Source organism: Streptomyces sp. NPDC088732, assembly GCF_044751205.1.
Classification (GTDB): domain Bacteria; phylum Actinomycetota; class Actinomycetes; order Streptomycetales; family Streptomycetaceae; genus Actinacidiphila.
This window is the reverse complement of sequence record NZ_JBIVLI010000011.1, coordinates 163,320-183,494: the sequence shown is the minus strand read 5'-3', so window position 1 is coordinate 183,494 and position 20,175 is coordinate 163,320. Positions and strand designations below refer to the sequence as shown.

General features: G+C 72.9%; 17 protein-coding genes. 11 read left to right on the top strand and 6 right to left on the bottom strand.

The features are described from left to right. Window positions 1-4 precede the first annotated feature (4 nt). Window positions 5-1,885 (bottom strand): SMI1/KNR4 family protein, encoded by a 1,881-nt coding sequence (locus ACIP9H_RS20300; protein ID WP_401589269.1) that lies wholly within the window; start codon window positions 1,883-1,885, stop codon window positions 5-7. Between the two features lie 48 nt (window positions 1,886-1,933). After that, the gene (locus ACIP9H_RS20295; RefSeq protein ID WP_401589266.1) at window positions 1,934-2,569 is read right to left on the bottom strand and encodes a TetR/AcrR family transcriptional regulator; all 636 of its coding nucleotides are present in this window, start codon (window positions 2,567-2,569) and stop codon (window positions 1,934-1,936) included. A gap of 74 nt (window positions 2,570-2,643) precedes the next feature. On the opposite strand from ACIP9H_RS20295, the gene ACIP9H_RS20290 reads away from it, so the two are divergent. Then, window positions 2,644-3,795, top strand: a complete 1,152-nt coding sequence (locus tag ACIP9H_RS20290) for an acyl-CoA dehydrogenase family protein (protein ID WP_401589264.1) — start codon at window positions 2,644-2,646, stop codon at window positions 3,793-3,795. Between the two features lie 85 nt (window positions 3,796-3,880). Continuing rightward, on the top strand, window positions 3,881-4,522 hold the full coding sequence (locus tag ACIP9H_RS20285; protein WP_360906254.1) for a TetR/AcrR family transcriptional regulator: 642 nt from the start codon (window positions 3,881-3,883) through the stop codon (window positions 4,520-4,522). A gap of 16 nt (window positions 4,523-4,538) precedes the next feature. Here the strand turns inward: ACIP9H_RS20285 and ACIP9H_RS20280 are convergent, their stop codons facing one another. Next, window positions 4,539-5,000 carry a MaoC family dehydratase gene (locus ACIP9H_RS20280; RefSeq protein WP_401589262.1) on the bottom strand — a complete coding sequence of 154 codons (462 nt, stop codon included), beginning with the start codon at window positions 4,998-5,000 and terminating at the stop codon, window positions 4,539-4,541. A 146-nt stretch (window positions 5,001-5,146) separates the two neighbouring features. On the opposite strand from ACIP9H_RS20280, the gene ACIP9H_RS20275 reads away from it, so the two are divergent. Together ACIP9H_RS20275 and soxR are read left to right on the top strand one after the other, a co-directional pair. After that, window positions 5,147-6,469 (top strand): glycosyltransferase 87 family protein, encoded by a 1,323-nt coding sequence (locus tag ACIP9H_RS20275; protein WP_401589259.1) that lies wholly within the window; start codon window positions 5,147-5,149, stop codon window positions 6,467-6,469. Between the two features lie 9 nt (window positions 6,470-6,478). Next, window positions 6,479-7,021, top strand: a complete 543-nt coding sequence (gene soxR / locus ACIP9H_RS20270) for a redox-sensitive transcriptional activator SoxR (RefSeq protein ID WP_401589257.1) — start codon at window positions 6,479-6,481, stop codon at window positions 7,019-7,021. Here the strand turns inward: soxR and ACIP9H_RS20265 are convergent. After that, entirely contained in the window at window positions 6,954-8,399 is a 1,446-nt protein-coding gene (locus tag ACIP9H_RS20265; protein WP_401589254.1) for an amidase, read from the bottom strand. The two genes, soxR and ACIP9H_RS20265, sit on opposite strands and share 68 nt — an antisense overlap. Before the next feature lie 367 nt (window positions 8,400-8,766). Between ACIP9H_RS20265 and ACIP9H_RS20260 the strand changes: the two genes are divergently transcribed. Continuing rightward, window positions 8,767-9,273, top strand: a complete 507-nt coding sequence (locus ACIP9H_RS20260; RefSeq protein ID WP_401589252.1) for an SMI1/KNR4 family protein — start codon at window positions 8,767-8,769, stop codon at window positions 9,271-9,273. Between the two features lie 321 nt (window positions 9,274-9,594). Here the strand turns inward: ACIP9H_RS20260 and ACIP9H_RS20255 are convergent, their stop codons facing one another. After that, the gene (locus ACIP9H_RS20255) at window positions 9,595-10,185 is read right to left on the bottom strand and encodes a hypothetical protein (protein WP_401589249.1); all 591 of its coding nucleotides are present in this window, start codon (window positions 10,183-10,185) and stop codon (window positions 9,595-9,597) included. A 187-nt stretch (window positions 10,186-10,372) separates the two neighbouring features. On the opposite strand from ACIP9H_RS20255, the gene ACIP9H_RS20250 reads away from it, so the two are divergent. From ACIP9H_RS20250 to ACIP9H_RS20225, 6 genes are all read left to right on the top strand, one after another. Further along, on the top strand, window positions 10,373-13,126 hold the full coding sequence (locus tag ACIP9H_RS20250) for a penicillin acylase family protein (RefSeq protein WP_401589246.1): 2,754 nt from the start codon (window positions 10,373-10,375) through the stop codon (window positions 13,124-13,126). 185 nt (window positions 13,127-13,311) lie between these two features. Further along, window positions 13,312-14,079: an SDR family oxidoreductase gene (locus tag ACIP9H_RS20245; protein ID WP_401589243.1), complete on the top strand. Its 768-nt coding sequence runs from the start codon at window positions 13,312-13,314 to the stop codon at window positions 14,077-14,079. After that, window positions 14,076-15,731, top strand: a complete 1,656-nt coding sequence (locus ACIP9H_RS20240) for an AMP-binding protein (RefSeq protein ID WP_401959988.1) — start codon at window positions 14,076-14,078, stop codon at window positions 15,729-15,731. The genes ACIP9H_RS20245 and ACIP9H_RS20240 overlap by 4 nt, the downstream gene beginning before the upstream one ends. Window positions 15,732-15,785: 54 nt before the next feature. After that, entirely contained in the window at window positions 15,786-16,391 is a 606-nt protein-coding gene (locus ACIP9H_RS20235) for a TetR/AcrR family transcriptional regulator (RefSeq protein WP_360906264.1), read from the top strand. Between the two features lie 22 nt (window positions 16,392-16,413). Beyond that, a complete protein-coding gene (locus ACIP9H_RS20230; RefSeq protein WP_401589238.1) occupies window positions 16,414-17,400 on the top strand; it encodes an NADPH:quinone oxidoreductase family protein in 987 nt (328 codons plus the stop codon). A gap of 80 nt (window positions 17,401-17,480) precedes the next feature. Beyond that, window positions 17,481-18,731, top strand: coding sequence for a glycosyltransferase 87 family protein (locus ACIP9H_RS20225; RefSeq protein ID WP_401589235.1), 1,251 nt, complete (start codon window positions 17,481-17,483; stop codon window positions 18,729-18,731). Window positions 18,732-19,212: 481 nt separating this feature from the next. Here ACIP9H_RS20225 and ACIP9H_RS20220 read toward each other — a convergent pair whose 3' ends face one another. Then, window positions 19,213-20,022, bottom strand: coding sequence for an SDR family oxidoreductase (locus ACIP9H_RS20220; RefSeq protein WP_401959984.1), 810 nt, complete (start codon window positions 20,020-20,022; stop codon window positions 19,213-19,215). Between the last annotated feature and the right edge of the window lie 153 nt (window positions 20,023-20,175).

Below are 20,175 nucleotides of genomic sequence, written 5' to 3'. Positions count from 1 at the left end.
CCGCTCACCCCTGACCGACGGTCACCGTCACGTATCTCTCGCCCGGGCCCGGAGGCCGCGTCCACGACCGGGTGGTGAAGGTGGGCAGGTAGCCCGGCGTCAGGGCGAAGCGCGGCAGCGTCACCCCGAACGCGGCAGCGATGGCCCCCAGGGCGCGCAGTTCACCCTCCCTGGGGAAGTCCTCGGGCGAGAAGAGACGATCCGGATCGAGGCCCGGCGGCACACTGCCGCTCCGCCGGACCTCGGTGCCGTGCACGGTGAACGCGTACGACTCCTCGCCCTGCTCGGCGACCGACAGATGGAAGACGTCGGACGTCGGCCCGTACGTCCTGCCCGGGGCACCCCAGACCACGACGGCGCGCCCGGCCCGGGACGCGGCGACCGCCGGTGAGACGAACCGCCGCCCGTTGAAGAGATTCGGCTGTCCGTCGAAGGCGAAGCACCAGTTCTCTCCGGCGCGGCCGACGGCCATGAACGCCTTGTCGTCGTAGGACGAACTGCCGCGGTTCCGCGGTTGCGTGCGCAGCCTCCTGAGGGCCGCGGGCTCGTGGAACCCGCTGCTCCCGTCCTCGCTGAGAAGGCCGGGCAGTTCGTCGGGTTCCACGCCCTCCACGAGGACGAAGCGGTATCCCCGCTGGTACGTGGAGGCCATCCACACGAGGCCGTCCGGATCGGTGTCGGGGACCGGCTCCGGTTGTGCACCGGGCTCGCCGGCGCGCGGGGTGGCCAGCAGTTCCCGTCCGCGGTCCGGCGTGATCAGCGGACCGAGGACCGGGTCCGCGAGCAGACCCAGCGGGGCGAGCAGATCCGGACCCGGCGGCTCCCAGGCCGGCAGCGCGGCACGCAGAGTGCGCCAGGCGGCATCGGTCCCGCCCCACCGCGCCTGCTCCCGCGCCCGGTCCACGGCCTCCCCGTATGCACCTGGCACCGTGTACCGGAAGGTCCCCTCCCGCATCCGCCGCAGCAACTCCTCGCCCAGGGCGCGGACCTCGTCGGACGCACCCCGTACGACGAAGTCCCACGAGGCCTCGTCACCTCCGCCCCGGACGTGCTCGTCGGCGAGCACGGGCAACAACTCCGGCGCGTACCCGGGATCGAGGGCGCGTCCCGCGAAGTCGGGCCTGTCCCTGGTGCGCTGCAGCCGCCGTATCTGGTCGCGCAGTGCCTTCGCCCGCGGCCGCCCGAATCCCTCGGCTTTTGAGAGAGCGATCTCGGCCCGTTCGTACCGACCGGCCAGCGCGTCACGCCGGGCGCTGTCCACGGTGGCGTCCAGTGCCCGTGTCGTCGCGTTGGCGAACTCCCGTCCGTCGCGCACGCTGCGAACGGCGGACAGCTGATGGAACTCCCGGTACATGTCCGCCATGAACTCCTGGAAGGACGCGTATCGCCGCGGCGGCGCAGCTGCCCAGCTCCGATAGTGGTACAGGGCCCACTCGCCGTCGGTGCCGACGTCGAGCGGATGCAGCAGCACGTACGCCAGGTCGGACACCTCGTCGAGTTGGAGGCCGTCCGTCCAGAGGCCGATCTCCATCACCGCCTTCGGCGAGGGGTCGCGGCCGATGGCCTCCCGCCAGACCTTGGCGAGGCCGTCCGAGTCCTGATGCCAGCGCGCCGTCCGCGTGCCCGCCAGCAGCGAGACGAACCCGCCCGCGTGCCGCCACCCGTCGCTCACCTCCAGGAACGCCCGGTAGGACGGCGGCAGTCGGCGTCCCAGCCGGCGTTCCGCCTCCGCCAGGCGTTCGGCGTCCGCCGGGGCGAAGCCCAGCCAGCGGTCGCGCAGGGCCCGCGCGTCGTCCTCGGTGAGGGAGTCCGGGTCCTGCGCGTCGGCCCATTCCTCGCTCCACCGCACGAGGAACGAGCGCCAGTCGAAGGTCGTGTCCGTCATGGGCCGATCGTCGCACCCGCCACCGACAGCGGCCCGGGCCCGCGCCGGTCAGCGCGGCAGTGCGGCGAACTGCACGGCCAGCCCGTCCACCAGGGCCCGCAGCCCCGTCTCGAACGCGCCCTCGTCCACGCGCTGCTGACGTTCCGCCAGCAGGTGGGCCTGGCCGAGGTGCGGGTAGTCCGACGGGTCGTACGCCGTCGGGTCGTCGACGAAGCCCCGCGCGAAGGAGCCCAGCGCCGACCCCGCCACGAAGTACCGCATGAGCGCGCCCACCCGGGTCGCGTGGGCGGGCGGCCACCCCGCCGCGGTCATGCCGCCGAAGACGGCGTCGGCCATGCGGAGCCCGGCCGGGCGGCGTCCGGGGCCCTGGGCGAGGAACGGCACGATGTGGGGGTGGGCCCCGAGGGCGGCGCGGTAGGACCGGGCCCAGGCCACGAGCGCGTCGGGCCAGTCGCGGCCGTCCTCGAACATCGCGAGGTCCACCTCGGCGACGACGGCGTCGGCGACCGCGTCCAGGATCTCGTCCTTGGTCGGGAAGTGGTTGTACAGGCTCGGCCCGCTCACCCCCAGTTCCGCGGCGAGCCGCCGGGTGGAGACGGCCGCCAGCCCCTCGGCGTCCACCAGCGCGAGCGCCGCGGCGACGATGCGCTCGCGGCTGAGCAGGGGCTTGCGGGGGCGGGCCATGCGGCACATAGTAGAGCTGCGAGCAAGAAACTAGCACTGCTAATTTATGAGTGGATCCCACCCCGAGGTGCGTCGTGAATCTTGAGCTGTCCGAGGAGCAGGCCGCGGTCCGCCGCCTGGCCGCAGAATTCACCGAGCGCGAGATCGTGCCGCACGCGACGGCCTGGGACCGCGCCGAGAGCGTGGACCGCGGCATCGTGAAGAAGCTGGGCGCGGTGGGCTTCCTCGGCCTGACCGTTCCGGAGGAGTACGGCGGCTCGGGCGGCGACCACCTCGCGTACTGCCTGGTCACCGAGGAACTGGGCCGCGGCGACTCCTCCGTGCGCGGCATCGTCTCGGTCTCCCTCGGCCTGGTGGCCAAGTCCGTCGCCCACTGGGGCAGCGAGGAGCAGAAGCGCGCCTGGCTGCCCCGGCTGACCTCCGGCGAGGCCGTCGGCTGCTTCGGCCTCACCGAGCCCGGCACCGGCTCGGACGCCGCCCACCTCACCACCCGGGCCAGGCGGGACGGCGGGGACTGGGTGATCAACGGCTCGAAGATGTTCATCACGAACGGCACCTGGGCCGATGTCGTGCTGCTTTTCGCCCGCACCAATGACACCCCGGCCCACAAGGGCATCAGCGCCTTCCTCGTGCCCACCGACACCCCTGGCCTCACCCGCCGCGAGATCCACGGCAAGCTCGGCCTGCGCGGCCAGGCGACCGCCGAGCTGGTGCTGGAGGACGTGCGCGTCCCGGACGCCGCGATGCTCGCGCCCGAGGGCAAGGGCTTCTCGGTGGCGATGGCGGCGCTGGCCAAGGGCCGGATGTCGGTGGCCGCCGGCTGCGTGGGCATCGCCCAGGCGGCCCTGGACGCCGCCGTGGGCTACGCCAAGGAGCGCGAGCAGTTCGGGCGGCCGATCGCCGCGCACCAGCTGGTGCAGGAGCTGATCGCCGACATCGCCCTCGACGTGGACGCCGCCCGCCTGCTGACCTGGCGCGTCGCCGATCTGATCGACCGCGGGCAGCCCTTCGCGGCGGAGTCGTCCAAGGCCAAGCTGTTCGCCAGCGAGGCGGCGGTGCGCTGCGCCAACAACGCGCTCCAGGTGTTCGGCGGCTACGGCTACATCGACGAGTACCCAGTCGGCAAGCTGCTGCGCGACGCCCGCGTCATGACCCTCTACGAGGGCACCAGCCAGATCCAGAAGCTGCTCATCGGCCGCGACCTGACCGGTGTCTCGGCGTTCTGAGGGGCCCGGCCGCCGCCTCCGCTCCCCGTTCGACCGACCGCTTGGTATCTAAGCGCTTGCTCAGCGGGCATGTAGGGTGTCCGCCATGGACGTGGAGGCGGAGCAGTCGGAGCGGACCGAGGCCTGGACCGGTATCACCCCTGATGCCGCCCGGCGGCTGGTGATCGCCGCGGTCGAGGCGTTCGCCGAGCGCGGCTACCACGCGACGACCACCCGGGACATCGCCGGCCGCGCCGGCATGAGCCCGGCGGCGCTCTACATCCACTACAAGACCAAGGAAGAGCTGCTCTACCAGATCAGCGTGGTCGGCCACCGCCTCTCCCTCGGGCTGCTCCAGGGGGCCGCGGACGGCGAGGGCTCCCCGGCGGCGCGCCTGGCGGAGGCCGTGCGGGCGTTCGTCCGCTGGCACGCCGAGCACCACACCACCGGCCGTGTCGTGCAGTACGAGTTGGGCGCGCTCGGCCCCGAGCACTACACCGAGGTCGTGGAACTGCGCCGGCAGAGCGAGGAGGCGGTCCGCTCGATCCTGCGCGACGGCGTGCGCGCGGGGGAGTTCGACGTTCCCGACGTGCCCGGTACGACCGTCGCGCTGCTGTCCCTGTGCATCGACGTGGCGCGCTGGTTCAACCCCGGCGGGCGGCGCACGCCGGACGAGATCGGCGCGCTCTACGCCGATCTCGCCCTGCGCATGGCCGGGTACGGTCCGGCCGGCCCCGGCAGGGGATGAGGCCGCGGGCCGTCGGTCAGAGGTAGAAGCGCACGACGGTCTCGGCGACGCAGACCGGCTTGTTGCCGCCCTCGCGTTCGACGGTGATGCGGACGACGAGCTGCGCCCCGCCCGGTACTTCGGTGACCTCGGCCACCTGGCCCGTGGCGCGCAGCCGCGAACCCACCGGCACGGGTGAGGGGAAGCGCACCTTGTTGACGCCGTAGTTGACGCCCATCGTCACGCCTTCGACGCGCATCAGTTCGGGCGTGAAGGAGGGGATGAGCGAGAGCGTCAGATAGCCGTGCGCGATGGTGGTGCCGAAGGGGCCCTGGGCCGCCTTCTCCGGATCCACGTGGATCCACTGGTGGTCGCCGGTGGCGTCCGCGAAGAGGTCGATTCGCTTCTGGTCGACCTCCAGCCATTCGGTGGTGCCGAGTTCCTCGCCGACGGCGGCCTTCAGTTCGTCCACCGACGTGAAGATCCTGGGCTGTCCCATGTCATGCCTCCCGTACTGTCCAAGCGCTTGCTCAGCATGCTGCGACGGGCGGATCCCTGTCAACGCCCCGTCCTCCGGCGCGTATCGCGAAGCACATGTCTGGTTTGTGGCTATCTTGCTTAGCCATATGCCCCGAATGTGGCGTTATGGCGATGGAGGAGGCGGCAGTGGCCGAGGCCCGGACGGAGACCAGCCCGCACGACTGGGACACCACGGAGGTCCGGTACGGCAGCGGGCCGACCCTCCCCGGCGACCGCCGCGTCCTGCTGCGCCCGTCCACCTGGCCGCAGGCCTGGGTCGCGCTCGGCGCGTACTGGCTCTCCAGCCGGGTGGTCATGCTCGCACTGCTGCGCGCCGGCCACGGGGACATCGCCCGCGAGGTCTACCACCTCTACCAGCACTGGAGTCACGGCTTCGAACGCGGAACGTACCCCGTCCGCGACGTCACATGGCAGTACCCGCCCGGCGCCGCCCTGGTGATGCTGACCCCCGCCCTGCTGCCGGGCGTCAGTTACCTCCAGGGCTTCGTGCTGCTCTCGCTCCTCGGTGACGCGCTCGTCCTCGCCGCCCTCGTGCGCGCCGGGTGGAACCGGCCGGGCCGCAGCATCACCGGGGCATGGATGTGGGTGCTGGGACTGCCCCTGCTGATGCACCTGCCCTACTCGCGCTACGACCTCCTGGTCACCGCCGTCGCGGTGTGCGCCCTGCTCGCGGTGCCCGCGCGGCCGCGGCTGGGCGGCGCGCTCGTCGGGCTCGCCGCCATGATCAAGCTCTGGCCCGCCCTCACCGTGCTCGGCACCCCGCGCGGCCGTACGACCCGCCAGGCCTGGACCGCGCTCGGCACGTCGGCAGCCGCGCTCCTCGCCGTGCTGACCGTGTTCTTCTGCGGCGCCACCGGCTTCGTCGACGCGCAGCACCACCGCGGTGTCGAGGTCGAGTCGCTCGGCGGCACCGTTCTCCATGTCGCGGGACTGCTCGGCTGGTCCGGCCGCGTACGGGCGCACTACGGCTCCATGGAGTTCATCGGCCCGTACGTGAACTGGGTGGCCACCACCTCCCTCGTCCTCACCGGCGCCGCCCTGGTGTGGCTGCTGGTGTGGCGCCTGCGGGCGGTCCGCTGGACCCCGGCCACCCCGTACGACGCCGCGATGACCGCCGTGCTGCTCTTCACCGTTACCAGCCGCGTCATCAGCCCGCAGTACCTGATCTGGCTGATCGGGCTCGGCGCCGTCTGCCTGACGATGCGTCAGACCACCCAGCGCCCGGTGACCGCCCTGCTGCTGGTCGCCACCGCCGTCACCACCGTGGACTACCCCCTGTTCTTCGAGGAGGTCGTCAGCAACTCCTGGCAGGGCACCAGCGTCGTCGCGATCCGCAACGCCCTGCTCGTCGCCGCCACCGCGGTCTCCTGCACCCGGCTGTGGCGGGCGAGCGTCCCGCGCCGCAAGAAACTCACCACGCTCTCGTAGAGTCGGGGCATGACCGCCATCCCCACGGACACCCGCGAACTGACCGTCGGCCAGCTCAGCGCACGCAGCGGCGCGGCGGTCTCGGCACTCCACTTCTACGAGTCCAAGGGCCTGATCCGCAGCCGCCGCACCGCCGGCAACCAGCGCCGCTACACCCGCGACACCCTCCGCCGCGTCGCCTTCATCCGCGCCTCCCAGCGGGTCGGCATGCCCCTCGCGGCGATCCGCGAGGCCCTGGACGGCCTGCCCGCCGGACGCACCCCGGACCGTGCCGACTGGGCGCGGCTGTCCGCGGGCTGGCGGTCCGAACTCGACGCCCGCATCGAGCAGCTCGTCCGCCTGCGCGACAGTCTCGACGACTGCATCGGCTGCGGCTGCCTCTCCCTGGACCGCTGCGCCCTGTCCAACCCGGGGGACGTGCTCGGCGAACAGGGGCCGGGCGCGCGGCGGCTGCTCGCCGGGCAACCGCCGCGCACCGCACCCGCTACCAGAGTTCCGGCCTGCGCCCCGCCCACGGACGGGCCGCCTCCAGCTGCGCCGACAGAGAGATGAGCGTCGCCTCGTCGCCGTAGCGGCCCCCGAACATCACCCCGATCGGCAGGCCCTCCCCGGTCCAGTGCAGCGGCACGCTCACCGCCGGCTGCCCCGTCGCGTTGAAGACCGGGGTGAACGGGGTGAAGGCCGCCAGCCCCGCGAACTCCGCGGCCGGATCGGCGTCGTGGCGCAGCCCCGCCGGGCCCACGGGCGCGGGCGGCTGCGCCAGCGTCGGGGTCAGCACCAGGTCGTACGAGGACAGCAGCGCGTCCGCGATCAACTGCCCCAGGGCGCGGAACGCGTACAGCGCCGCCGCGAAGTCCGGCCCCGGGACCGCGGCGCCCTCGGCACGCAGGTGCCGGGTGAGCGGCATCAGCAGCTCCTCCCGCTCCGGTGCGACCGGGTAGACGGCGGCCATCACACCCCACACGCGGGTGAAGGCGTCCCGTAGCCCGTCGTCGACGGGCAGCTCGACCTCGTCGACCTGGTGGCCCAGTTCACGCAGCAGCTCCGCCGTGCCGTCGTACGCCGCACGGCAGTCGGGGTGCAGCTCGACCCCCGGCACGGGCGGCACGGGCAGCCCCACCACGCGCAGCGTGCCCGGCTCCCGGGCGGCGTACGAGGCGAACGTCTCGCCCGGCGGCAGCGACGGGGCGCCGTACGGGTCGCCCGGCATCCCGCCCGCGAGCACGTCCAGCAGCGCCGCGGCGTCCGCGACGGTGCGGGCGAGCGGGCCGCTCGTGCTCAGCCCGCTCACATCGTGCTGCACCGGCCCGGAGCTCACCCGGCCGCGGCTCGGCTTGATGCCGAACAGACCGCACACCGAAGCGGGGATGCGGATGGAGCCGCCGCCGTCGCTGCCCTGCGCGATCGGCGCCAGCCCCGCGGAGACCGCGGCCGCCGCGCCGCCGCTGGAGCCGCCGGCGGACCGCGCCAGGTCCCACGGGGTGCGGGCGGGCGGGGCCAGCTCGTTCTCGGTGTAGCAGGGCAGCCCGAACTCCGGGGTGTTCGTCTTGCCCAGCAGGACTGTTCCCGCGGCGCGCAGCCGCGCCGCCACGTGGTCGTCGACGTCCGGAACGTGGTCGGCGTACGCCCGCGAGCCGAGCGTGCAGCGCACGCCCGCCACGAAGTTCAGGTCCTTCACGGGCACGGGCACGCCGTGCAGCGGCGACAACTCCCGCACGCGGTCCTCGCGGCGGGCCGCCAGCGCCTCCGACTCGGCGTCGGCGGCCTGCTTGCGGGCGATCTCGGGGGTGACCGTGAGGTACGCGCCGACGGTGTCGTTGAGGCGGTCGACACGGGCCAGATAGTGATCGGCGAGTTCCACCGGGGACACCTCCCCGGCCCGGATCGCGGCGGCTTGCTCCAGTGCGGTCAGATCGTGCAGTTCGGCCATGCCGGTACCGTCCTGTCCACGTCGGTCGGGGCGTGGGCATCGTCGCACCGCGCGCCCCTCCGTGCCAGACCCGCCCTCCCTCCCGTGCACCCTGTGAAGTCAGGTGCCCCGGCGCAAGTGGTGTGGGGGCCGGGTTCGGGCCCTCCGGGGCTGCCATTCTGGACAGCACATTTAGGTGCCTCAGGCACTCTCCGCTGCGCACTCCGGGTCATGCACCCAAATATGCTCCACAGTCCAGAACGCCACCCCTACGACCCCGCCCCCTCAGGTCTCGTATCGCGCCTGATCCCCGGCGGGGGGTATGGAGGCGGTCCGGGGGCACCGCACCTGCCTGGGTCGCCGCCGGACACCCCCTACGATGCCGCCCATGGCACGCTTCGAAGATGTGCAGGCCGGTTTCTGGAAACCCGGCAGCGGTTACGCTGTGCACCCGCCGCTGACCGATGAGGCAGTGCGTGGCGCCGAGCTGTTGCTCGATGTCACGCTCCCCACTTCGCTCGTTGACCTGCTGCGCGCCCAGAACGGGGGCGAATGCGCGGCCGACCGGGACGCCTTTCCGACAGACCGGCCGACCTCCTGGAGTGCCGATCACGTTCCGTTCGACCACTTGATGGGCATCGGTGACCGCGAACACACGGTGTCACTGGTGGACAGTCCGTACCTGGTCGAGGAATGGGGTCTTCCCGCACCTCTCGTGCTCCTCTCCGGCGACGGGCATTACTGGATTGCGCTCGACTGCCGGGCATCCGGCCGGCACGCGGAACCAACAGTGACGTGGTTCGACGCGGATCGACAGGACGAGCTGGTCCTTGCCCCGGATTTCCGGTCCTTCGTCGAGGGCCTCACCGCGACCAGTGAGCTACCGACCGCGTGAGCGTTGGGCATGCGGACGGCGCGCCGCTTACGGGTGCCCGAGCACGGTGCCGTCCATACCCACCCACCGGGGATCAGGCGCGGGACGAGACGGAGGGGGCGGGGTCGGAGGGGTGGATGTCCTGGACGTTCGGCATATTTGTGTGCGGTATCCGGGGTGAACAGTCGAAGGCACTGGAAACGCACGTAAATATCCAGTCCAGGACGTGCAGCCCCGGAGGCCCCGAACCCGGCCCCCACACAACACGCGTCGGGGCGCCCAGACTTCACGGGGCACACGGGTGGGAGGGCGGGGAAAAAAGGCGGAGGCCGTGACGCCCCGTCACCCCGCTGCGGCGAGAAGCTCCCCCCGTGCGGCCCCCGTCAGGACCGGCAGCGGCACCACGATGCCGCAGTGCGCGCACACCGGTCCCGCCCCGGGGTAGTGGTTGAGGCGGTCGCGCCACTGGAGCCGTTCCCGCGCGCAGACGGGGCACGCCCGTCCCGCTCCCGCGTCGATCGCCGCGATGATGCGGCGCAGGACGTCCGCGAGCCGGTCGGAGGGGTGGAGGAGCGGATCGTCGCACCAGGCGACCCCGTTGCCGCCCCAGGTGCGCCGGTGCCAGTCGTCGAGGGCGCCGGGCTGCCGGATGCCGGAGAACTTCTCCGCTTTGCGGCGGGCGGCGAACTCCCTTTCGTAGGCGAGCCAGACGGCCCGTGCCTCCTCCAGTTCCGCGAGGGCGGACAGCAGCCGGGCCGGATCGGGTTCGCGGTCCTGGGGGGCGAACCCGGCGCGGGCGCAGAGGTGGTCCCAGGTGGCCCGGTGCCCGTACGGCGCGAAGCGCTCCAGGCATCGCCGCAGGTAGGTGCGGCGCTGGGTGGGGGACCACCGCGGGTCGCGTACCTGTCTCGCGAGACTTCGGAATCCGGCCATGGCATGCCACCTCCGTCATCGGGTTCGCTTCGCTGTCGAATGGACGTAACGGACGGCGTTCCGGATCCATCCCCGGGACGGTGAATTCCAGCCGATCTCGCGATGTCAAAACGTGACGCATGTTCACCTTACTCGCGGGTCAACTTCGAAGTAATCTGCGTCACACCGGCCTTCGGGAGGAGCGGTCATGCGCGCACGTATTGACAGGTTCAGGTCAAAGCTGAGAGCGAGTGCCGCCGCCGCGGTGCTCGCGCTGGGGGCGAGTCTCCTCGCGCCACTCCCATGGGCGGCCCCCGCGGCCGCCGCCACCCCCAACGACTACTGCCAGGGGCAGTGTTCCGACATCCTGCCGCCGGGGGAGAACGGCAACGCCACTCTCGCCCAGATCCTGCTCAACCAGATCTTCGGCACCCAGCCCGACCACGCGGAGGACCAGCTCGGTCCCTATGCCAACCTGGCCACCGGGTACCAGACCCTGACGAACGCCACGATCAACAACTTCTTCAACGACGCGTCCTTCGGCGTGCCTTCGGGGCAGGTGGCGTCCACCGTCTCGCCCCGCAGCGATGTGACGATCACGCGCGACAAGAAGACCGGCGTCCCGCACATCTCCGGCACGACCCGCTACGGCACCGAGTTCGGCGCCGGGTACGCCGCGGCGCAGGACCGCCTGTGGATGATGGACCTGTTCCGGCACGTCGGCCGGGGCCAGCTGACCTCGTTCGCCGGCGGCGCGCTCGCCAACCAGGGCCTGGAGCAGCAGTTCTGGCGGGCCGCCCCCTACACCGAGGCCGATCTGCAGACCCAGATCGACTGGATCGCCTCCCACAACGGCGCCCGCGGCCAGCAGGCGTACGCCGACGTCACGGCGTACGTCGACGGCGTCAACGCCTACATCGCCGCCTCCGACAGCGGCCGCTACTTCCCCGGCGAGTACGTGCTGACCGGCCACAAGGACGCGATCACCAACGCCGGCACCATCGAGAAGTTCAAGCCCACCGACCTGGTGGCGCTCGCCTCCGTCATCGGCGCCCTGTTCGGCACGGGCGGCGGCGGCGAGGTGACCAACGCGCTGTCGCTGCTGGCGGCGCAGGAGAAGTACGGCGTCGAGGACGGCACCAAGGTCTGGGAGTCCTTCCGCGAGCGCGACGATCCCGAGGCGGCGCTCACCGTCCACAACGGCGAGAGCTTCCCGTACGCCGTGCGCCCCGACAGCCCGCGCGGCACGGCGATGCCCGACGCCGGCTCGGTGAGCGAGGAGCCGCTGGTCTACGACCGCACCGGCACCGGCGCGACCGCCAAGGCCGCCGCCGCGTCCAAGAGCGCGGCGCAAACGGCCCTGTCGGCCAACACCCGGGGGATGTCCAACGCCCTGCTCGTCAGCGGCGCGCACACCGCGAGCGGCCACCCGGTCGCCGTCTTCGGCCCGCAGACCGGCTACTTCGCGCCGCAGCTGCTCATGCTCCAGGAGATCCAGGGCCCGGGCATCAGCGCCCGCGGCGCCTCCTTCGCGGGCCTGAGCATGTACGTGGAGCTGGGCCGCGGCCCGGACTTCGCGTGGAGCGCGACGACCTCCGCGCAGGACATCACGGACACCTACGCCGTCGAGCTGTGCCAGGACGACGTGCACTACCTCTACCACGGCACCTGCACGCCCATGGAGAAGCTGGAGCGCAGCAACTCCTGGACGCCGACGACCGCCGACGGCACGGCCGCCGGCTCGTACCGGATGCAGGTCTACCGGACCAAGTACGGCACCGTGGAGTACCGCGGGACCGTCGGCGGCAAGAAGGTGGCGTTCACCAGCCTGCGCAGTTCCTACATGCACGAGGCCGACTCGGTGGTGGGCTTCCAGATGCTCAACGACCCGTCCGCGGTCACCGGGCCCGCCTCCTTCGAGGAGGCCGTGCAGCACATCAACTACACCTTCAACTGGTTCTACGCCGACTCGCAGCACACGGCGTACTACAACAGCGGCGACAACCCGGTCCGGCAGCCCGGTGTCGACGCGACCTTCCCGGTGCGCGCCGAGACGGCGTACGAGTGGCAGGGCTTCGACCCGGCGCACAACACGGCCGACTACACGCCGCCCGCCGAGCACCCGCAGTCCGTCGACCAGGACTACTACGTCTCCTGGAACAACCGGCAGGCCAAGGGGTACGACGCGGCCGGCTTCGGCAACGGCTCCGTGCACCGCGGGGACCTGCTCGACGACCGGGTGAAGCAGCTCGTCGCCGCGGGCGGGGTCACCCGGGCGCAGCTCACCCGGGCGATGGCGGACGCGGCGCTGACCGATCTGCGCGGCGAGGACGTGCTGCCCAACCTGCTGAGGGTGATCCGCAGCAGCGCCGTCTCCGACCCCGCGGCGGAGGCCGCCGTCACGAAGCTGGGCGACTGGGTGACCGCGGGCGCCAAGCGCAGGGAGACCTCGGCGGGTTCGCACACCTACGCCAACGCCGACGCGGTGCGCATCATGGACGCCTGGTGGCCACTGCTGGTCAAGGCCGAGTTCGAACCGGGCCTCGGCAGCGGGCTGTACGCGGCGCTCACCGCCAACCTGACCGTCGACGAGTCCCCTTCGGCCGGGCACGGACCGACCGGTGCGCACGCCGGGAGCGCCTTCCAGTACGGCTGGTGGTCCTATGTCGACAAGGACATCCGCGCGGTCCTCGGTGAGCCCGTCCAGGGCGGACTGGCCAGGAACTACTGCGGCGGCGGCTCGCTGAGCGGGTGCCGGGACGTGCTGATCACCACGTTGAAGCAGGCCGCCGCGAAGACCGCCGCCCAGGTCTACCCGGGCGACGAGAACTGCTCGGCCGGCGACCAGTGGTGTGCCGACACGGTGATCCAGCGGCCGCTGGGCGGCATCAAGCACGGCAAGATCAGCTGGCAGAACCGCCCGACCTACCAGCAGGTCGTGGAGTTCGCCGTGCACCGCTGAGCGGTGGCGACCGCCCGTACGCGATCCGGGGCCCGGCCGTTTCGGCCGGGCCCCGGCCCGTGCGCGCCGCGGGAGCGGGCTCCGCCGGCACGGGCGATGTCCGGCGATACCGCAGGCATGACCTTCCCTCTCTGTGACCGACCGCTTAGTATGCGAAGGGAGCCGTACGAGTCGAAGGAGACGCGATGGAAGCGCTGCGCGATGCCCGGGTGGTCGTCACCGGTGCGGGAGGCGGGATCGGTGCGGCGCTCGCCCGCAGATTCGCCTCGGAGGGCGCCCGAGTCGTCGTCAACGACCTGAACAAGGCCGCCGCCGAGGCCGTCGCCGAGGAGATCGGCGGCAGCTGCGTGATCGGTGACGCCTCCGGCGTGGTCGGGCCCGCCCGCGAGGCGCTGGGCGGCCGCATCGACGTCTTCTGCGCCAACGCCGGCACCGGCGCCATGGCCGGCCCCGAGGCGGACGACGAGGTCTGGCAGCGGGTCTGGGACGTCAACGTGATGGCGCACGTCCGGGCGGCGCGCGAACTGCTCCCCGAGTGGCTGGAGCGCGGTGAGGGCCGCTTCGTGGCCACCGTGTCCGCCGCCGGACTGCTCACCATGGTGGGAGACGCCGCGTACTCCGTCACCAAGCACGGCGCCCTCGCCTTCGCCGAATGGCTGGCCGTCACCTACCGTCACCGCGGCGTCCGCGTCCACGCCGTCTGCCCGCAGGGCGTGCGCACCGACATGCTGCGCTCGGCCGGCCCCGTCGGGGAACTCGTCCTCGGCCCCGGGGCCATCGAGCCGGAGCAGGTCGCGGACGCCGTGCTCCAGGGCATCGCGGACGAGCGCTTCCTGATCCTGCCGCACCCCGAGGCCGCCGGGTACTACGCCGCCCGGGCCGGGGACACCGACCACTGGATCGACGCCATGAACCGGGTGCAGCGCAAGCTGGAGGAGGGCGGCGCGGCATGACCTCGTACGACAGCAAGCCCTGGCTCCAGTACTTCCGGGAGGAGCTGCGCGCCCTCCCCGACCCGCCGCCGACACTGCTGCACGCCTTCCGCGCCACCGTGGACCGCGTGCCAGGCCGCACCGCGCTCGCGTACTTCGACGCCCGGATCGCCTACCGCGAGCTCGACGAGCTCTCCGACGGCCTCGCCCGCCACCTCGTCGGACGCGGCTTCGCGCGCGGCGACCGGCTCGCGATCGTCCTCCAGAACATCCCGCAGTTCGCCGTCGCGCTGCTCGCCGCCTGGAAGGCCGGCGGCAGCGTCGTCCCGGTCAACCCGATGTACAAGGAGCACGAGCTCGGCCACATCCTGCGGGACGCCGAGGTGGCCGCGCTGGTGTGCTCCGAGCGGGCCTGGGACGCGTACATCCGCGAGACGGCCGCCGACTCCCCGGTGCGCATCGCGCTGACCACCAGCGAGCTCGACCTGCAGACACGCGACGACCACCGGGTCCTGCCGAAGCAGCGGTACGCCGCCGAGGATGCGGAGGACCTGCTCTCCGCCGCCCACGCCGGCACCGTCGGACCCGCCCTGCCCGATCCCGGGCTCACCGGCGAGGACGTCGCGCTGATCAGCTACACCTCGGGCACCAGCGGCGTGCCCAAGGGCGCGATGAACACGCACGGCAACATCAGCTTCAACGCCGACCGGCAGCGCGCCCACAGCGTGCTGCCCGACGGTGCGACGATCTTCGCGCTGGCACCGCTGTTCCACATCACCGGCATGGTCTGCCAGCTCGCCGCCGGCATCGCCGCGGGCGCGACGGTCGCCCTCGCGTACCGCTTCGAGGCGGGCGTCGTCCTCGACGCGCTCCGCGAGCACCGGCCCGCCTACATGGTCGGGCCGTCCACCGCCTACATGGCGCTGATGGCCCACCCGGACGCCGTGCCCGAGGACTTCGCCTCCTTCCAGCTGCTGTACTCCGGCGGCGCGCCGCTGCCGCCGGCCCTGGTGGAGGCCTTCCGGGCGCGCTTCGGCCACTACCTGCGCAACGGCTACGGCCTCACCGAGTGCACCGCCCCGGCCACCAGCACCCCGCCCGGCCTGGAGGCGCCGGTCGACCCGGTCTCCGGCACGCTCTCGGTCGGCGTCCCCGGTCCCGACACCCTCGTGCGGATCGTCGACGACCAGGGCGCGGACGTGCCGTTCGGCGAGCACGGCGAGATCGCGGTGCGCGGCCCGATGGTCGTCCCCGGCTACTGGCGGCTCCCCGAGGCCTCCGCCGCGGCCCTGCCCGGCGGCGAACTGCGTACCGGCGACATCGGCTTCATGGACGAGGACGGCTGGGTCTACGTCGTCGACCGCAAGAAGGACATGATCAACGCCTCCGGCTTCAAGGTGTGGCCGCGCGAGGTCGAGGACGCGCTCTACACGCACCCCGCGGTGCGCGAGGCCGCCGTCGTGGGCGTCCCCGACACCTACCGCGGCGAGTCGGTGAAGGCGTACGTCAGCCTGCGCCCGGACGTCGCCGCCTCGGCGGAGGAGCTGATCGCCCACTGCAAGGACCGCCTCGCGGCCTACAAGTACCCCCGCGCCGTCGAAATCCTCCCCGAGCTGCCCAAGACCGCCACGGGCAAGATCCTGCGCCGGGAGTTGCGGGCACGCGCGGACTGACGACATACCGCTCGGTACGCTGTCCCGCGCACCGGAACGGAGAAAGGGCAGGCCATGGCACGGAGTACGACACCACCCAAGGCGGCCGCCACCGCTGTCCCGCAGCGGCTGCTCGCCGAGGCCACCCGGCTCTTCGCCGAGCGCGGCTACGACCGGACGTCCGTGCAGGAGATCGTCGAGGCCGCCGGGGTGACCAAGGGCGCGCTCTACCACTACTTCGGCAGCAAGGACGACCTCCTGCACGAGATCTACGGCCGGGTGCTGCGGCTGCAGATGGAGCGCCTGGAGTCGATCGCCGACCGGGACGAGCCGGTGCAGCGGCGCCTGGTCGAGGCCGCCGCCGACGTCGTCGTCACCAGCATCCAGAACCTCGACGACACCAAGATCTTCTTCCGGTCCATCCACCAGCTGAGCCCGGAGAAGCAGAAGGCGGTGCGCGCCGACCGCCGCCGCTACCACGAGAAGTTCCGCGCCCTGGTGGAGGAGGGACAGCGCGAGGGGGTGTTCCGGGCGGAGGCCCGGCCCGACCTCGTCGTCGACTTCTTCTTCGGCGCGGTGCACCACCTCGGCACCTGGTACCGCGAGGACGGACCGCTGTCCGCCGACCAGGTCGCCGCCGATTTCGCCGACATGCTGCTGCACTCCGTGCGGCAGCCCTGAACAGGAGCCGGGAGCCGACCGCATGAAGGCATGGCGAGTGCACGAGAACGGGGAGCCGCGCGAGGCGATGCGCCTCGAGGACGTCCCCGACCCGCAGCCCGGCCCCGGCCAGCTGCTGCTCACGGTGCGCGCGGCCGCCGTCAACTTCCCCGACGCGCTGCTGTGCCGCGGCCACTACCAGGTGCGCCCGCCGCTGCCGTTCACCCCCGGCGTCGAGTTCTGCGGCGAGATAGCCGCCGTCGGCGAGGGCGTGGAAGGACACCGCCCCGGCGACCGTGTCATCACCCCCGCCGCGCTGCCCGGCGGAGCCTTCGCCGAGCGGGCCGTCGTCCCCGCGGCCGGCGTGCTGCCCGCGCCGGAGGCGCTGGACGACGCGGAGGCCGCCGCCCTCCACATCGGCTACCAGACCGGCTGGTTCGGCCTGCACCGGCGCGCCGCGCTCCGGGCCGGCGAGACCCTGCTCGTGCACGCCGCGGCGGGCGGGGTGGGCAGCGCCGCCGTCCAGCTCGGCAAGGCCGCGGGAGCCACCGTGATCGGTGTCGTCGGCGGCCCGGAGAAGGCCAAGACCGCCCGGGAACTCGGCGCCGACGTCGTCGTCGACCGGCACAGCGAGGACTTCGTGGCCGTCGTCAAGGAGGCCACCGGCGGCCGCGGCGCCGACGTGGTGTACGACCCGGTCGGCGGCGACGCGTACACCCGCTCCACCAAGTGCATCGCCTTCGAGGGCCGCATCGTCGTCGTCGGCTTCACCAGCGGCACCATCCCCAGCCCCGGGCTCAACCACGCCCTGGTGAAGAACTACTCTGTCGTCGGCCTCCATTGGGGCCTGTACAACACCCACGACCCGGCCGCCGTCCGGTGCTGCCACGAGGAACTGACCCGGCTGGCCGCCGAGGGCGCGATCAGACCCCTGGTGAGCGAGCGCGTCCCGCTGACCGGCGCCGCCGACGCCGTCCAGCGCGTCGCGGACGGGACGACCACGGGACGACTGGTGGTCGTCAACAACTGATTACCGCCGAGCAACCTCTGCGCCGTTTCCATCGTCTCTTCTCCAGAGGCCGGACCGCCGAACAGGGGAGAAACGAAACGATGCGGTGGTGCCTTGACGCACGCGGGCAGTGGACGGCCTGGGCGGTGACCCGGCTGCTGCTCGTGGGGGCGTCGCTGCGCCTCGGCCCGTTCAGCGGCCTCGGAGACCTCGACCCGTCGGTCTCGCAGGTCTACACGGGGTGGTACGCGGTGCTGCGCACCGGAGTCTTCCCCGTCGCCGACGTCACCTGGCAGTACCCGCCCGGCGCCGCGCTCCCGCTGCTCGCCCCGAGCCTGGTGCCAGTGCTGGACTACGGCCACGCGTTCATCGTGTGCTGCGCCCTGTGCGACGCCGCCGTGACCGCCGTGCTGCTCCGCAAGGGACCGGGCACGGCGGCCGCATGGCTGTGGATCGGCGGCCTGCCCCTGCTGATCACCCTGCCCTGGAGCCGCTTCGACGTCTTCGTGACCGCCATGGCCATGGGCGCGCTGATAGCCGCGGGCACCCGGCGCCGCTGGGCCGACCTCGCCTTCGGCGTGCTCGTCGGGCTCGGCGCCATGGTCAAGGCCTGGCCGCTGCTGCTGCTCAGCGGCTTGCGGGCCGGCCCGCGCGCCCGCACCGCGCTGCTCACGGCGGCCGCCACCGCCGCGGCCGTCGCGCTCGGCTTCGCCGTCGCCATGCCCGGGGCCTTCGACTTCCTGGCCGCGCAGCGCGAACGCGGCATCGAGGTCGAGGCGACGGCGGCGCTGCCGTTCCACATCGCGCGGCACTTCGGCTGGTCGGGCCAGTGGACGCTGCGCGACGGCTCCATGGAGTTCGTCGGCCCGTGGATCCGCGAGGCGGTCTGGGTCAGCGAGGCCTGCTCGGTCCTCGCCTTCTGCTGGCTGCTGTGGTGGTGGCGGCGGGCCGACCGCAGGGCGCCCTGGGTGCTGCCCGACGCCGCGCTGACGGCGGTCCTGCTCTTCGTCGTCACCAGCCGCGTCCTGAGCCCGCAGTACCTGATCTGGCTGATCGGGCTGGCCTCCGTCTGCCTGCTGCACCGCGGGACCTCGCAGCGTCCGGTCGCGGTCCTCCTGGTCGCCGCGACCGTGCTGACCACCCTGGACTTCCCGCTGCTCTTCCGCGACCTGCTCGACGGCTCCGTCCTGGCGATCGCGGTGCTGACGGCGCGCAACCTGCTGCTGGTGGCCGCCACCGTGCTCTCCGCGACCCGCCTGCTGCGCGCCACCCGCCGCGCCGGCCCCGGCGCCGGAGAGGTCCGCCTGATCCCGGAGGCCGAGACGGTCGGCGCGGGCAGCCGAGCCGCGTAGCCCGGCCCGGCCTCACCGCAGGCGCGGCGGGTCCCTGTGTGTGGGGGAGGAGGACGCCGAACACGGTCGGGCGCGGGTGCCCGGGCCGCGTGGCCCGGCTGCCCCGCCGGGGGCTCGGCGTCCAGTCCCCGACGGTGTGCCGTCCGCACTCCGCGCGAGCGCGTTCCAACTTGCCGACCCGCGGCCGCCACGGCCGCCCGGAACCCGGGGCCCGGCCCGCTCGGGACAGGAACGCCTCGGTCGGCCCACCCCCGACGCGGTGGCGGGAGAGCATGGCCGGCGAGCGGACAGCCCGACGCCCACCACGATCTCGCCGCCGGACGTGGGCTGCCGCTCCACCTCCGCGGCCGGGATCCCGAGTGCCCGGCACACGGCCCCGGCCGAAGCCGTACGTTCGCCGGTCCCCACCGGGGGACCGGCGAACGCGTCGACCGGGGTGCGTCCGGCCGTCGGCGGCGGACCGCCGGGGGAACCCCGGACCTCACTGCCCGGGGATGATCGGCCCGAGCCACAGCCCGCCGCAGACGTCGATGCGCTGGCCGGTGACGTACGCGCCGTCGGGGCCGGCCAGGAAGGCCACCGTGCGGGCCACGTCCTCGGGTTCGCCGAGCCGGCCGAGCGCGGTGATGGCGGCGAGCTGGGCGGCGGCCTCCGGGACGGCGGTGTGCCCCGCGGTCATGTCGGTGCGGATCACGCCGGGCGCGACGGTGTTCACGGTGATGCCGCGGCCGCCCAGTTCGTTCGCCAGCGACGGGGTCATGCTCTCCAGCGCCGCCTTGGCCATGGTGTACGCGATCTGCGTGGAGACCGCGACGCGGGTGGCGGTGGAGGCGATGGTGACGATGCGGCCGCCGTCGTTGAGCAGGGGGATCGCCCGCCGGGTCACCAGGAACGGGGTGCGGACGTTGATCGTGAAGAGGCGGTCGAACTCCTCCTCGGTGACGGCGGCGATCGGGCTGGTGGACGCGATGCCCGCGTTGCCGACCAGGATGTCGAGCCCGCGCTCGCCCAGCCCCGCGGCCAGTTGGCCGAAGAGGCGGTCCGCCGCGTCGGCGGCGGCGAAGTCGGCGCCGACCGGGAACGCCCGGCCCCCGGCCTCGTTGATCAGGGCCACCGTCTCGTCGGCGGCCTCCTTGCCGCTGCCGTAGTGGACGGCGACCAGGGCGCCCTCGGCGGCCAGGCGGCGTGCCACGGCGCGGCCGATGCCGCGCGAACCACCGGTCACCAGCGCCGTCCTGCCGCTCAGCGCGGTGGATGCGATGGACGCGGTGGGTGCGATGGATGCGGTCATATCGGGCTCCTCGGTCCGCGGTGCCGGGCCCCTGCGGCCCGTCCGTGAGAACACCGTCGCGCTCCGCGCTGACCGGCCGCGCACCGGCGGCGCACCGCTCCCGCACAAGGGGGCGCCCCCGGGTACGGGACCCGGGGGCGCCCTGCCGTGGGC

Coding starts and splice junctions, on each gene's coding strand:
- ACIP9H_RS20300 (WP_401589269.1), bottom strand. CDS start 1,885: ATGACGGACACGACCTTCGACTGGCGCTCGTTCCTCGTGCGGTGGAGC.
- ACIP9H_RS20295 (WP_401589266.1), bottom strand. CDS start 2,569: ATGGCCCGCCCCCGCAAGCCCCTGCTCAGCCGCGAGCGCATCGTCGCC.
- ACIP9H_RS20285 (WP_360906254.1), top strand. CDS start 3,881: ATGGACGTGGAGGCGGAGCAGTCGGAGCGGACCGAGGCCTGGACCGGT.
- ACIP9H_RS20280 (WP_401589262.1), bottom strand. CDS start 5,000: ATGGGACAGCCCAGGATCTTCACGTCGGTGGACGAACTGAAGGCCGCC.
- ACIP9H_RS20275 (WP_401589259.1), top strand. CDS start 5,147: ATGGCGATGGAGGAGGCGGCAGTGGCCGAGGCCCGGACGGAGACCAGC.
- soxR (WP_401589257.1), top strand. CDS start 6,479: ATGACCGCCATCCCCACGGACACCCGCGAACTGACCGTCGGCCAGCTC.
- ACIP9H_RS20265 (WP_401589254.1), bottom strand. CDS start 8,399: ATGGCCGAACTGCACGATCTGACCGCACTGGAGCAAGCCGCCGCGATC.
- ACIP9H_RS20260 (WP_401589252.1), top strand. CDS start 8,767: ATGGCACGCTTCGAAGATGTGCAGGCCGGTTTCTGGAAACCCGGCAGC.
- ACIP9H_RS20255 (WP_401589249.1), bottom strand. CDS start 10,185: ATGGCCGGATTCCGAAGTCTCGCGAGACAGGTACGCGACCCGCGGTGG.
- ACIP9H_RS20250 (WP_401589246.1), top strand. CDS start 10,373: ATGCGCGCACGTATTGACAGGTTCAGGTCAAAGCTGAGAGCGAGTGCC.
- ACIP9H_RS20245 (WP_401589243.1), top strand. CDS start 13,312: ATGGAAGCGCTGCGCGATGCCCGGGTGGTCGTCACCGGTGCGGGAGGC.
- ACIP9H_RS20240 (WP_401959988.1), top strand. CDS start 14,076: ATGACCTCGTACGACAGCAAGCCCTGGCTCCAGTACTTCCGGGAGGAG.
- ACIP9H_RS20235 (WP_360906264.1), top strand. CDS start 15,786: ATGGCACGGAGTACGACACCACCCAAGGCGGCCGCCACCGCTGTCCCG.
- ACIP9H_RS20230 (WP_401589238.1), top strand. CDS start 16,414: ATGAAGGCATGGCGAGTGCACGAGAACGGGGAGCCGCGCGAGGCGATG.
- ACIP9H_RS20225 (WP_401589235.1), top strand. CDS start 17,481: ATGCGGTGGTGCCTTGACGCACGCGGGCAGTGGACGGCCTGGGCGGTG.
- ACIP9H_RS20220 (WP_401959984.1), bottom strand. CDS start 20,022: ATGACCGCATCCATCGCACCCACCGCGTCCATCGCATCCACCGCGCTG.